Annotated in this window: 10 protein-coding genes and 1 other RNA gene; 9 read left to right on the forward strand and 2 right to left on the reverse strand. The window is 39.1% G+C overall.

Features of this window, described 5'->3' with window-relative positions; genetic code table 11:
- The first annotated feature begins 206 nt into the window (after window positions 1-206).
- The 5 genes from ACOB82_RS00425 to ACOB82_RS00445 all read left to right on the forward strand — a co-directional run bounded on the left by ACOB82_RS00425 (window position 207) and on the right by ACOB82_RS00445 (window position 4837).
- Window positions 207-1154: a DUF3014 domain-containing protein gene (locus ACOB82_RS00425; RefSeq protein ID WP_448210931.1), complete on the forward strand. Its 948-nt coding sequence runs from the start codon at window positions 207-209 to the stop codon at window positions 1152-1154.
- A gap of 50 nt (window positions 1155-1204) precedes the next feature.
- Window positions 1205-1750, forward strand: coding sequence for a 1-acyl-sn-glycerol-3-phosphate acyltransferase (locus ACOB82_RS00430; protein ID WP_448210932.1), 546 nt, complete (start codon window positions 1205-1207; stop codon window positions 1748-1750).
- A gap of 84 nt (window positions 1751-1834) precedes the next feature.
- Window positions 1835-1931: signal recognition particle sRNA small type (ffs, locus tag ACOB82_RS00435), an RNA gene on the forward strand.
- Window positions 1932-2181: 250 nt separating this feature from the next.
- Complete coding sequence (locus tag ACOB82_RS00440) at window positions 2182-3960, forward strand: EAL domain-containing protein (protein WP_448210933.1); 1779 nt, start codon at window positions 2182-2184, stop codon at window positions 3958-3960.
- A gap of 205 nt (window positions 3961-4165) precedes the next feature.
- Window positions 4166-4837: a flagellar brake protein gene (locus ACOB82_RS00445; RefSeq protein WP_448210934.1), complete on the forward strand. Its 672-nt coding sequence runs from the start codon at window positions 4166-4168 to the stop codon at window positions 4835-4837.
- A 1-nt stretch (window position 4838) separates the two neighbouring features.
- Here ACOB82_RS00445 and ACOB82_RS00450 read toward each other — a convergent pair whose 3' ends face one another.
- A complete protein-coding gene (locus ACOB82_RS00450; RefSeq protein ID WP_448210935.1) occupies window positions 4839-5102 on the reverse strand; it encodes a late competence development ComFB family protein in 264 nt (87 codons plus the stop codon).
- Window positions 5103-5218: 116 nt separating this feature from the next.
- Here ACOB82_RS00450 and ACOB82_RS00455 point away from each other — a divergent pair, with 116 nt between their 5' ends.
- Entirely contained in the window at window positions 5219-6313 is a 1095-nt protein-coding gene (locus ACOB82_RS00455; protein WP_448210936.1) for a tryptophan 2,3-dioxygenase family protein, read from the forward strand.
- 138 nt (window positions 6314-6451) lie between these two features.
- Here the strand turns inward: ACOB82_RS00455 and ACOB82_RS00460 are convergent, their stop codons facing one another.
- A complete protein-coding gene (locus tag ACOB82_RS00460; RefSeq protein ID WP_448210937.1) occupies window positions 6452-7225 on the reverse strand; it encodes a sulfite exporter TauE/SafE family protein in 774 nt (257 codons plus the stop codon).
- Between the two features lie 806 nt (window positions 7226-8031).
- On the opposite strand from ACOB82_RS00460, the gene ACOB82_RS00465 reads away from it, so the two are divergent.
- The 3 genes from ACOB82_RS00465 (at window position 8032) to ACOB82_RS00475 (ending at window position 14110) form a co-directional block, all read left to right on the forward strand.
- A complete protein-coding gene (locus tag ACOB82_RS00465) occupies window positions 8032-10848 on the forward strand; it encodes a TonB-dependent receptor domain-containing protein (protein WP_448210938.1) in 2817 nt (938 codons plus the stop codon).
- 239 nt (window positions 10849-11087) lie between these two features.
- The gene (locus tag ACOB82_RS00470; protein WP_448210939.1) at window positions 11088-12923 is read left to right on the forward strand and encodes a tetratricopeptide repeat protein; all 1836 of its coding nucleotides are present in this window, start codon (window positions 11088-11090) and stop codon (window positions 12921-12923) included.
- Window positions 12924-12946: 23 nt separating this feature from the next.
- Window positions 12947-14110 (forward strand): aspartyl/asparaginyl beta-hydroxylase domain-containing protein, encoded by a 1164-nt coding sequence (locus tag ACOB82_RS00475; RefSeq protein ID WP_448210940.1) that lies wholly within the window; start codon window positions 12947-12949, stop codon window positions 14108-14110.
- Window positions 14111-14121 lie beyond the last annotated feature (11 nt).

The raw sequence follows: 14121 nt of genomic DNA on the forward strand, positions 1-14121 counted from the left end.
GCGACTCAGTAGACAAAGCCGAGAGTGGTTACACCGGTACCAATTTACTTTGTCTTAAGGTTCTTGACGTAGTTCTGAATAGGTTAAATATTTATTTCAATTGGTATTAGTAAAAAAGAGTGTTTTAAAAGGCGACTAATTGCCCTTAACTCGCTAAACTAAATAATAGCTAAATTTTCGTATAAATAGATGGATAACAAGAATTTATGACTAATCCTGAACCTAGCGATACTCAGCAAACCCCAAGCCTTGGCGATACCCAAGTTATCACGCCCAATGAAAGTAAAGACAATAAAATTATCATATGGTCTATTGTCGCTGTTGTAGTGGTGGCCATAGTTTTACCTATTTATTACTACTTGAGTGTGGAAAAACCAGTCAAAGAAGTGACTCTACCCAAGCCGGCTCCTGCCCCGGTAACTGAACCAATTGCAGAGCCTGAAGAAGTGGTGGTGGCAGAGCCGCTGCCTGAGCTTGAAGTTGTTAACGAAGCGCCAGAGTCAGAAGTATTAGAGCCAGTGCCTGAACCTGAGATTGTTATACCTTCCCTTAATGAAAGTGACGATTGGATCAAACAGCAATTGAGTGAATTGACCTGGCGAAAAGAGCTGCTTCGATTAGTTATTGATGACGACATGGTGCGTCGATTGGTGGTTTTTACCGACAACTTCGCACAAGGTTTAATTTCGTATGAATATAGTCCGTTAGTTAAGCCTTCGTCTAAGTTTTCCGCGATTAAACCTGATGCTCAAACTGCTGAAGCTAACCAGTGGCAATGGGATGAAGCACAAACTAAACGTTTTACATTATATGTTGATTTTTTGCGATCTTTCGAGCCCGAGCGTTTAGCAAACTGGTATTTTGAATTAAAACCGCTGATTGACCAAGCCTATGGCGAGCTCGGCTACGCAGAACAAGACTTTACCGATGTGCTACAAGAGGCGGTTAATAAAGTGTTAGATATGGAAATACCTAAAGACGATATGGTACTAGTAAGGCCAAGTGTTATGTACAAATTTGCCGATCCTAATTTAGAAAGTTTGCCAGATACCGATAAGTTTTTATTGCGGGTTGGTAAAGACAATTTATTAGTGATTAAGTCGTTCTTACTAGAGTTTAGTGATGCCTTAGCGCGAGCTGAGGCTAATCGATAGTGAATAATCCGATCATAGTGCCTGAATGTATACCTCGTGCTCGAGGTCCGTTGTCTGCCAAAGTTGGGGCCTGGTTACTGAAAGTTTTGGGTTGGAAAGTCGTTGGTGAAATACCGGCTACACCTAAAATTATTTTCGCAGTGGCTCCGCATACCTCAAACTGGGACTTTATAGTTGCAATTGCTGCCATGTTACAACTTAACTTAAAAGTTAAATTTATGGCTAAAGCGAGTATCTTTGTTTGGCCCCTTAAACCATTACTATTGAGTTGGGGCGGAATTGCTGTTGATCGCAGTGCCGCGCATGGCGTTGTTGGGCAAATGGTCGAACAATTTAAGCAAAATCCTCAAATGATTTTGGGGATTGCTCCCGAAGGGACAAGGAAGCAGGCTGGCGAATGGAAAACTGGATTCTTGCATATTGCTCATCAAGCTAAGGTTCCTGTTGGACCAGTTACATTACATTTTGACAGTAAAGAAATTCGTTTTCATCCGGCAATGGAAATAGGGGCAGATATTACTAGTGAGCTCGCAAGAGTAAAGGCAAAATACCAAGGTGCTTGTGCAAAAAACAAGCAAGTGGTTTCAAAGACATAAACAGTACTTGCATGTAGCCATGTGTTTAGCGATAATTCGCGACGTTACATGCCATCACTTATGGCAGTAGTATTATGGTGACCCTTTTGGTCCCTTCGCAATGATACTCTGTGAACTCGGCCAGGTCCGGAAGGAAGCAACCGCAGCAGACGACTCATGTGCCGGAGTGTGGCTGATTGGGTTACCACCCATCTCAATAATATCAATGGTTACGCTCATTTTGCTACACAGAGTGCTACACCAAGAACTATATAAACCTCCCTATCAAGATAATTAACACTCTTAAGAGCCTATTGTTCTTAGCAATTATATTTGCACACACGTTAGATTTTACGCCGCAATAAATTTGTCATAATCTATATCTATAATGCGTCATTTCTTTATGGGCGCAGAAAGATAGTGCGCTGCCGTTGTATAAAGTAGTAGCTCTCGTGCAAGATTTTAAACATTCCCAATTAACTTCATTAATCGAATCGGAAGATTTATTTATTGTTTTTCAACCGATATTTGATGTTACCCAAAATAAACCATTAGGTTATGAAGCGTTAACTAGAACGCCTGATGGTCATTCAATAAAAAATCCGACTGAGCTATTTAGCTTAGCAGAGCACTATGACTGCTTATCAACGTTGGAGTTACTCTGCCGTAAACTAGCGATAGAAAACTTCGCTAGGTTAAATCTAGATGGGAACCTATTTATTAATGTTAGCCCGCATACGATTGCACAACAAAAGCATCCATTTGGTGAAACATTAAACTTTGTAAAACAAGCTGGTTTAACGCCAGAGCGTGTGGTTATTGAAGTAACTGAATGTTATCAAACGAACTCGCCTGAATTGTTGAAAAAAAGCTCAGAACATTACCGTCAGTGCGGTTTTAAAATTGCCATTGATGACTTAGGAACGGGTCACTCAGGGCTAAAGCAGTGGGCTGAGTTACGACCGGATATTGTAAAAATCGATCGGTATTTTATCAGTGATTGTACAAACAATATTATTAAGCGGGAGTTATTGCGTACTATTTTTGAGTTAGGGCGAGCAACCAATGTTGGTATTGTCGCTGAAGGTATTGAAACGGTAGATGAATATCTATTGTTGAAAAAATTAGGTTTACGTTATGCACAAGGTTTTTTGCTGGCTCGACCGAATCAACAGCCGTTTCGTAAAATGCCTGAAGAGATAGCGGGCAAAACGGTTGCAACAGAAATTGCCAGTGAATTTGAATTAACTTCGCTACTTAAAGATACGCCTGCGGTGTCGCCAACTATTTCGTGTAAAGAAATCTACACCGCTTTCAAGCAAAACAAGTCTATGCAATCTTTAGTGATTGTTGATACGCACAAAGTGCCGGTTGGCATAGTGTATCGTGATCAATTAGCGGAAGTGTTTTCCGGCGACTACGGTCATGCACTTTACGATAAAAAACCGATTAGCGAATTAATGGAACCGGTTAACTTTACCGTTGAAGTAAGCACGTCTTTGGATTCTTTAAGCAGCATCATTACTGATAATGAGCATTTTGATAAACGCCCAGATTTTATTGTCGTTAAGCAAGGGCGCTATTTAGGCGTTGGTAATGTTCGGTTATTACTAAAAAAAATGACTGAAGAAAAAATCAAGCATGCTCGCCATGCCAATCCTCTAACTATGCTACCTGGCAATGTTATTATTCAGCAGCGAATTCGTCATTTGTTATTAGATAAACGACCATTTGAAATGGCTTATTTTGATTTAGACAATTTTAAACCCTTTAACGATATTTATGGTTACGCTGCTGGCGATGAAGTGATCGTTTTAGTGTCAGAGATTTTAAATCAACTGTGTAAAGGCGAGCTTGTTGGTCATGTTGGTGGTGATGACTTTGTGGTGATCTTTGTTCAGCATCCTGCAGAACAAATGGCCAGTGATGTAATGGCCACTTTTCGAGAACGAATTAAGCTGTTTTTTCATAGTAAGCACCTAGCAGAGCAAGGCTATCACGCCATTAGTCGAGATGGTAAAGCCACGTTTTATGCGTTACTTAATATTTCATGCGGAATTATTCAACCAGATGTTAACCAAATTAGTACGGCTGAGGATGTGGCTAAATTGGCGGCATTAGCAAAAAAGGGCGCCAAAGAGTCAGGTTCTGAACAACCATTTATTTTAAGCATTACTCATTTGGTAAATCATTTAGTAAATAACGAACTCAATAGTGTAGTTAATCAGTAGCTTAAAGCGTGGTAATGCTGGCAGTAAATTAGAAGGAGCAAATTATTGCCGAGAAGTTTATTGAATATATTCGTTTTTGATACTAGTGATAAGACTTGCTATCGATTGTAATACTTTGGCGGAATTTGTTAAAAGCTTGTCACTTGAGGTCTAAACTTTTATATTACTGCGTTTGTACAAATTCACTCTGAATGCTAAGGACAGTATGACTGCTAATCCTCCTATTCATGCGCGCTATTTTGAACTTCTGCCGGGTAAAGCGCTTGATATTCAATTTAATCACCCTGTTAGTTTACGAATCAAAACCACGTTAATTGGTTACGAACTAGGGAAATATATTGTCTTAAAGCACCCCGAGCCTAGTCGTGTTAATAGTTATCAGGATGTTTTGGTTGAAGGGAATGTGGTCATTGTTCGCTATATTCTCGAAGGCACGCAAGGTCAATGTTGCGCATTTAAAGCGACAATCAAGCAAGTGATTAAATACCCTGAAAAATTGATATTTATCGACTTTCCAGAAGTGATTGAAAATCGTGAATTAAGATTACACCAACGCTTTGTAACCCATTTACCCGCAAGCTTAGTTGCCATAACCCCTGAGTCGGAAGGGCGAAGTAAACTTAATGGCATTATTAATGATATTTCAGCTAAAGGCTGTGGCTTTTCATTTAAAAGTGATAATGCCAAAGTAAAAGTTAATAAAACAGAAGTGAATGTATTAATAGCACTGGGTACCGATAACGAAATTTCTATTCCAGCTCGAGTGTGTAATAGTCGATTTGAGCAAGGTAAAGTGTTTGTCGGTGTGCAATTTAATGATGCCGATAAGCAAGTAAAGCGAGTGCTTGAACACTTACTTATCGACAATGATTTTTAAATTAGTCGCGATGGGCTTCCATAAATTCTAAGCCTTTTTGAATAGCGACTTTAACTTTACTCTCCATTTCGAAACGCTCTGAAGCGGGCAAATAAAACGCCATATCAACTTCATGGCGAATATATCTTGTTGGTAACTGATTTAATACGATGCAGGTTAAATCTGCTAAATAATCAAAGTCGTATTTTTCTTCTAATTTCATATCGCCAAATTGTTCAACAACTAAATTTTCATAGTAATTATGAATGTCATCAGAAATTTTCATTGCCATCCTCTATTGTTATTTACTGACTAAAGCGTAACGCGAGTTTTGAAAAAAAGCTAACAATTACGGTGTAATAGAGTGTATAAATTAATGGGGAAATTAACTATAGAAGAATAATGAAAAAAAATATTGAACCTTGTTACTACGGAGATTACTTAAAACTGACCCAGTTTCTCGACAGCCAAAAACCGGTCAGTGGCCAATACGGTGAAGAAGCGCATGATGAAACGCTATTTATTATTGTTCATCAAGCATATGAATTGTGGTTTAAACAAATTTTGCATGAATTAACTTCGGTTATGCAGGTGTTTGCTGAAGATAATGTTAAAGATCAGCAATTAACCTTAGTCGTTCATCGATTAAAGCGGGTGATTAAAATTCAAGCCTTGCTGAATCAGCAAATTGAAATTATGGAAACCATGACACCGCAAGATTTCTTATCGTTTCGCAATTATCTGGTACCGGCTTCCGGCTTTCAAAGTATTCAATTTAAAATATTAGAAATTAGCTTAGGGCTAAAGTCGCAGTACAGAATTGATTTTGATAAGCAGTCTTTTTATAACCGATTAACCGACGAGCATCGGGAATTTTTACAAAATTTAGAGCAGCAACCCAGTTTATTTGAGCGCGTTGAATCTTGGTTAGAGCGTATGCCTTTTCTAGAGTTTGGAGAGTTTAATTTCTGGCAACTATATCAACAAGCAACCCAAACTATGCTTGATCAAGAATTGGCTATCATTAAAGAAAGTGATGTACTCACCGATGCTGAACGAGCGCAGCAACTAAAGGAGCATCAGGCGACCCGAGCAAATTTTGAAGCACTTTTAGATAAAGGTAAATTTGAACAAGTAAGGGAAGCGGGGCGATTTAGGCTGTCACAAAAGGCAACCTTGTCGGCATTGTTTATCAATATGTACCGCGACCAACCGGTATTTAATTTGCCGTTTCAGCTAATTACTTGTTTAACAGAAATAGATGAAATGCTAACGCTTTGGCGTTACAAGCATATGATGATGGTGCAGCGCATGTTAGGTAGTAAAATAGGTACCGGAGGTTCGTCTGGTCACGATTACTTAAAACGCACCACCGAAAGTAATAGGATTTATCAAGACTTCTTTAATTTAGCGACGTTTCTGTTGCCCAAAGATGCATTGCCAATGCTGCCTATAGATGTGCAAAATGCCCTTGGCTACTATTTTGCCCAAAAATAGAAAGGTTGAGGCTGACTTTTTGACAAGAGATAGTTGGTAATAAGAAACGCGTACTTTGGTAGTAGCAAATGCGCTACTATCAGCTACTAGCATTAAGCAAAATTAAATTAGTAGCTAAATCAACAGTTAAGTCAACAGTTATAGCCAAGCTTGAACGGCTAAATTGAAAGAAACCGCCAAAACTACCAAGATAAAAAATGGTCGAATAAATTTACTACCAAACTTAATAGCCGAATGTGCGCCTACCCAGGCGCCTAACATCAAAAACAGCCCCATAGCGATACCAAGCGGTAAATTAACATAACCTAAATATAGGAAGGTTATTAAGGAGCATATATTGCTGATGAAATTACATGAGCGCGCTAGACCACTACTGTAAAGCAAATTCATCTTATATATCGCAGAGCTTGATGCCATCCAAAACGCACCTGTACCAGGGCCCGCGATACCGTCATAAAAACCTAAAATCAACCCTTGAATTGACTGTTTAATTGATACTAGTCGAGACTTTACCGGTAGGCCAAGCTGGTCATTACAGGTGTTTTTGGCAAACAAGGTATAGACAGCTGTTGCCATTATTAATATGGGTAAACCTTTCTCTAACCATTCAGTTGATAAAAAGCTAACAATTAACGTACCTATGATTGCGCCAATCGCGGTGTTTAATAATGCTAGGCGCCAAAACAAGGGGTTAAACAACTTTTTCTTATAAAAAGTATATGATGCGGTACTTGAGCCAAATGTAGAGGCAAGTTTATTCGTGCCTAATGCAACATGCGGTGGTAAACCTGATGCTAATAAGGTTGGCACGGTTAACATACCGCCACCACCAACAATTGCATCTATAAAGCCAGCAACAAAACCGACACTACATAGGGTTACCCACATTGTGATGTCTAACACTGGCTCCATGTAACTACCTCTAATAAAAAGAAGCGGTATTGTAGCACAGAGCAAATTAAACCTTTCGATAAAATTGATATATTAAATTACTAAGTGGCTGTTCCTTACTTACTCCAGAGTTGGGTGGTTAAAAAACACACCATATGTTTAAAAATTGTTAAAAGCTTAAATACTTGTTTAATGTTCAAATGCATCGGTGATAACTTGTTTTATCAGTACAGTGATAAAAGAGTGATAAAAAGTGATGAAAGCTACGATTTTGGTCGTAGTTAGATGTGAGCTAAAAAAAAGCTAAGTAAAATTTAAAAAGTAAATATTAATTTGTTGTTGTTACAATTTTTTAACTTTGTTGAATATTTGATTTTGTATTGTTTAGTTTACGCTGGGGTGTCAATTTAACAGTTGAATTGAAAAACCTCTAATTCTAATGCGCTCGTTTTCACTAATATTGGTTAGTTTAAAAGAATTCTGTGTAGAGCCCCCATTCTAAAGGGCTTTGTTAAAAGTCAAATTTCTTTGTGTTTTAGCGGCTAAGTAAATTTTTATTAAGAATTTAGCCAACTGATATGGCTGAAATAATTTTGATCGTTTGATTTATGAACATAAGTTCGTCAAAGGCTAAGCGGATTAAGTATTTCAAATTGTTATTTTTGTAAACATAAGGTTTGAAATAGTGTTGACGCTGTAAAGGAATTACGTTTAATATCCTAAGCGACAGATCAGGTCCTAGACCCGTAATAAGAATCTAACTAACAAGGCAATATAGCCTTGAACTCAAAAAACTAAAGTCACGAAAGTGATCCAGGGAGTAAACAATGTATCAAAATAATAAGCTCAGCAGAGCTGTTAAATTAGCTATTGCAGCTGGTGCTGCTACTACAGCTATGGCAATGCCTGCTTCTGTAGCATTCGCTGAAGAAGGTGCTGAAAGCGTAGAACGTATTCAGGTAACTGGTTCTCGTATTAAGCGTCAAGAATTAACGGCTGTTACGCCAATTATCGAAGTTGATGCGCAAGAATTTGCTATCTCAGGTAACTTAAACGTTGAGCAAAAGCTTGCTGAGTTACCATCAACTCTTCCTTCATTTGGTCCAAGCTCAAACAACCCAGGTGACGGTACAGCAACAGTTAACTTACGTGGTTTAGGTACTGCTCGTACGTTAGTTATGGTTAACGGTCGTCGTTGGGTTCCTTCACGTCAAGACGGCGTTGTTGACTTAAACACAATCCCAGCTTCTTTAATTGAAAATGTTGAAATCATCACTGGTGGTGCATCTGCGGTATACGGTTCAGACGCATTAGGTGGTGTTGTTAACTTCAACATGAAAGATGATTTCGAAGGTGTTGAATTCTCAACTCTTTACGATGTAACTACAGAAGGTGATGCTGAGAAGTTCAACCTTGATATGACTATGGGTGGCAACTTTGCTGATGACCGTGGTAATGCTGTTCTTTATGTAGGTTACTCACAACGTGAAGCGTTATTCCAAGGTGACCGTAAGTTCTCTACTTATGCATTAACTGAAAGTGGTGATGAATTAGTTCCTGGTGGTTCTTCAGGTATCCCAGGTACCCGTGTATTTGGTGGTCCAACGTTACCAAATGGTGATAGCTTAGGTCGTTTCTTACCAGACGGTTCAGGCGCACCTTTCACTTTAGAAGACCGTTTTAACTACGCACCAGATAACTTCTTACAGTTACCTCAAGAGCGTTACTCAGCAAGTGCTTTCTCTCATTTCTACATTACAGACGAGCACCGCATTTACTCAGAAGTTTCTTTCGTACGTAACTACGTACCACAAGAACTAGCACCAACGCCAGCGTTTACTACTATTGAAGTAAACCCTAACAGCGTATTCTTTGCTCCAGATGTACAACAAGCATTCTTAAATAGTGGTGACCTAAACGAAGACGGTAACTACGAGATGTTCGTTGGTCGTCGTATGGTTGAGAATGGTTCACGTCAAGCATTAGATACTCGTGATGCGTTCCGTTTATTAGTAGGTGTTGACGGTTACATTAATGACGATTGGTCATACGATGTTTACTACAGCCGTTCAATGTTAGACAGCACTAACTTATTAAACAATGACGTTGCAGCATCTCGCTTCCGTCAAGCATTATTAGTGACTGATGACGGTACAGCGTGTCAAGATCCTTCAGGCGGTTGTGTACCATTAAACATTTTTGGTGCTGGTAATATCACTCAAGAAGCTGTTGATTTTGTAAACGTTGGTGCAGCTAACGTAACAAACATCACGCAAGAAGTATTTATGGCTAACGTTGCAGGTACTACTCCTTGGACACTTCCAGGTGCTCAAGAGCCTGTCGGTTTAGTATTTGGTTATGAAAAACGTCAAGATGAATCTTCTTTCCGTCCAGATGAATTCTTATCAGCAGGTGACGTATTAGGTTTCAACGCTGGTGAAGCAACGGTTGGTCGTTACTCTTCAGATGAATTCTTCACCGAAGTTTCTGTTCCAGTGCTTGCTGGTAAGACAATGGCTGAAGACTTAAGCCTATGGGGTGCGGCACGTTTTGCTGATTACTCTAACATTGGTAGTGTTCAATCTTACGCTGCGGCAATTAACTGGGCACCAACAGAGTGGATTTCAACTCGTATTGGTTATCAACAAGCGGTTCGTGCGCCAAATGTATCTGAGTTGTTCCAAGGTTCAGCTAACGGTTTCCCTGGTGCAGAAGATCCATGTGCGAGCAACGGTTTCCAACCAGGTGTTACTGACGTAGCACTTTGTGAAGCAACAGGTGTTCCAGCAGGTCTTGTAGGTAACTTCGAGCAAGCTAACTCACAAATCGAAGGTTCTTTCGGTGGTAACGCTGACCTTAAAGAAGAAAGTTCAGATACTTACACAGTTGGTTTAGTTATCCAACCGATGGAAGGTTTGGATATGACAATTGACTACTTCTCAATTGAAATTGAAGATGCAATTGCTTCTTACGGTGTAAACAACACATTAAACGTATGTTACAACATCGTTAAAGATATCAATGATGAAACGTGTCAAAACATTACACGTCGTACAGACGGTAACGTAGCCTTAGTTAAATCATTAAATGCTAACATTGGTGAAATCAAAACAACTGGTGTTGACTTTAACGTAACTTACAATACTGAATTTGACTTTGGTTTATTCGGTAATGGTTCAAGCTTAAACGTTCAGTTCCGTTCAACTTACTTAGACAAGTTTGACGTAACACCAATTGCTGCTTTACCAGATACGGTAAATGAGTGTGCGGGTTACTTCGGTAACACTTGTGGTGTACCACGCCCTGAAATTCAGCACAATACTCGTATTAACTGGACAACTGGTGACTTAACACTTTCTGCTTTAGTTCGTTATGTTGGTGAGTCTGATGACGACCAAATCATGACTGGCTCAGCAGAGAAGTCTGATTTAGTAGTACCTTCGTTAGATTCTAAAGTTTACACAGACTTAAGTGCTGCTTACATCGTAAGCGATGCATTAAAAGTAAACTTCGGTGTTAAGAACATCTTTGATGAAGAGCCACAAAAACTTGGTGATTCACAACAGCAAGCTAACACATTCCCAGAGTTATACGACGTAATGGGTCCACGTGTGTTCTTAAGCGGTACTTACACATTTAACTAATCGATACTTATTAAAGTAAAAGATTAAGTAAATTGAAGAAATAAATGGTCAACTTAGTTGGCCATTTTTTTTTTGCCCTTTTATGCGTTAAATCAATAATCAAGGCTGTTAATCCTTAGCTGAATGCTTACAATAGCTTTACAGTTTTTATTCGTTTCATCGTTGCTTTTCTTAGCAGGTTAACCTGTGTACAGCAAAAGCAAGGTTGAATAAGCAAATTCCGAACTAAACATAATTCAATGCAAAGCCAACAGAAGCTGATTTCAGCAATGCACAACCTTCAGCAGTTGTTACAACAAAAACAGTATTCTCAAGTGATTTCGACCGTTGAAAAACTTCAGCAAAGCTACCCTCAACGAGCCGACTTGTATCATTTCAAAGCCATTGCGCTAAAAGCGTTAGGGCAGGTTGTTGAAGCATCGTCAGTATTTAAGCAGTGCTTAGATATAAACCAACATCAGCCAGAGGTTCATAATAATTATGCCAACCTGCTATTAGCCCAAAGCCAGTTTTTGGAAGCAGAAGCACATTATCGCAAAGCGATACAGCTTAAAGCCGATTACTTAGATGCTAAAAAGAATTTGTCGATAGCCTTATTGTCACAAAAAAAGTATGAGCAAGCGCTTGAGCAAGTTTTAGCTGCTGAACAGTTAGCGCCTAACGATGTCTCGATATTAACAATCAAAGCCAATATTTATCGCAATCAAGAAAACTTTGAGCTGGCGATTCAAACGTACCAAGCCGCACTACAAATTAACCCTAATTATGTAAACGCATTACATAATCTAGGCATTAGTTATAAGCTCACTGAGCAGCATGACTATGCATATGCGTGCTTTAAAAAAGCACGTGAGTTAGCGCCAGCAATAAGCCAAATAGATTACAACCTAGCGAATACCTTATTTGAGCAAGGCAAATATGAGCAAGCGGAGCAATTTTACTGGAGTGCACTTAATAAACGGCCAAATGATATTGAAGTGCATCAAACACTTAACGAGTTTTATTGGCAACGAAATCAAAAGAGTAAGTTTGGACACAGTTTCGAATTAGCGATAAAGCATGCGCCGAATAACGTAGAGTTAAAACATGCTTATGCCGACTCTTTGTTTGCCGCTAAGCAATATGAGCTTGCTGAGCAAGTGATTAAGCAATCTTTATCTCAAGAGAAAAGTTCGCCGAAATTATTGCATGTATTAGGCAAAATACATGGTGTTCGTAATGAAAATGAGCAGGCATTAAGTCTGTTTGAGCAGGCAATATCGGCTGAATTTCAATTAGATATAGCACTAGATTTAATCAATGTCGCCATTGTTGAGGCTGATTATCAAAAAGCACTTTATTACATTGAGCAAGCTGCATTACGAGAACCCAATAACCAGCTGCTAATTGCCTATCAATCAACTTGTTGGCGTTTAATCGGCGATGGAAGACATGATTGGCTACTTGATTACGATAAGTTCGTAAAACCCTATCAACTTCCGGTGCCAAACGGTTATCAAAATATTCAGGCATTTTTAGAAGAATTAGAAAATGTATTACTGGGAATGCACCAGCTTGAACAAGCGCCCTTAAAGCAAACGCTTAAGCATGGTACGCAAACGCCTGGTCGGTTACTTCATAAAAAACAACCGGTTATTGCGGCATTAAAACAGGGGTTAACACAAGTCGTGGCAGAGCACATAAATTCTTTGCCGAATGATAAAACTCATCCTTTATTAAGCCGTAAATCACCAGAGTTTGGTTTTGCTGGCTCTTGGTCGGTAAGGTTAAAGCCTCATGGCTTTCATGTTAATCATGTCCATCCCGCAGGGTGGTTAAGTTCATCTTTTTATGTATCGGTACCAAAGCTGGTAGAACAAGGTGGCCAAGCAAATGGTGGGGCAATTAAATTTGGCGAAACGTCTATGCAGTTAGGTGAACGCGAGCAAATTGCTAAAATTATTCAACCAACCGCTGGCATGCTAGCACTTTTCCCTTCTTATTGTTGGCACGGTACAATTCCTTTTAGCGGTGATGAAGATGCTTATCGATTAACGTCGCCATTTGATGTTGTGCCTTTAACCACCCAAAAATAACTGTCTTCATGTAGAAAATTAAAATGTTAGAACAAATCAATAAACTGTTTGATCAAGGTAAAAATAAAGACGGGTATACTTTGCTCGAACAATATGTAGTAGATAACCCAACTGATCAGGAGCAAAGCTATCGTTTAGCGCTTGTTAGTGAGCAACTTGCTACGCAAGAACAAACAATTAATGCCTATCAGCATTGTTTAAAAGTAGCGCCTAATAATATGCTGTGCTATCTCTATGCCGGTTGTTACTTTTTAGCGATAGGGCAACGCGAAAAAGCTATTAGTGCTTTGATTGTTGGTCAGGATATTGATGTTCGTATCACCATGTTGTATCGCTACAGCAATGTTGAAAAACAAACACAGCAGCGCTCATATCAAGCGGATTGTTTATTAAGAGCTTATTTCACCGAATTACACCTTGATACCGTTGGTAGTGATGAAACACTAGCAATTGTCCGAAATGCTTTGTGGCCGCAAACTGATAACCGAGCATTTCAATATCGCCATGAAGCTCAACAACCTCATTTGTTTTATTTGCCAGAGCTAACCGCTAAAGCATTTTGGGATTGCGATACGCTATTTGATAATCAATGGCTGAGTAGTGAGTTTGACACGCTTAAGCATGAGTTCTTGCAGCTTGCTGACCGTATTGATGAGCTAGGTGAACCTTATTTAAATGAAAAGTATAAATCCCAAGGCTTTGAAAAGTTAGCTGGCAATAAAAACTGGACAGCTTTGCATTTATATAAAGATGGCGTGTTAAATACGCAATTAAGCCAGTACCTTCCTCAAACTATGGCGATGCTTGAAAAGTTACCGCTATATAATTTATCAAATAGGCCGTTTGAAGTTTTTTATTCGGTATTAAAAGCAGGGCAGCACATTACACCACATTACGGGTTGTCTAATCATAGCTTAACTGTGCATTTACCGATTATAGTGCCCGGTGAAGGTTATATAAAAGTAGCAGATGAGCACCAGCAATGGCAGGAAGGGCAATGTGTTGCCTTTGATGACTCGTTTATCCACGAAGCGAAAAACTTAAGTGATCAGAATCGTGTGGTGCTAATATTTTCTATTTGGCATCCAGAACTAACGTCAGTGCAACAACAAGCGATAAGGGCAACATTTAACGCTAGAAAAGTTGCGATAGAACAAGCGTACCAAGCCTTAGCAAACTTAACATAAGCAAAGAAAAC

This window comes from Colwellia sp. MEBiC06753 (assembly GCF_053470325.1).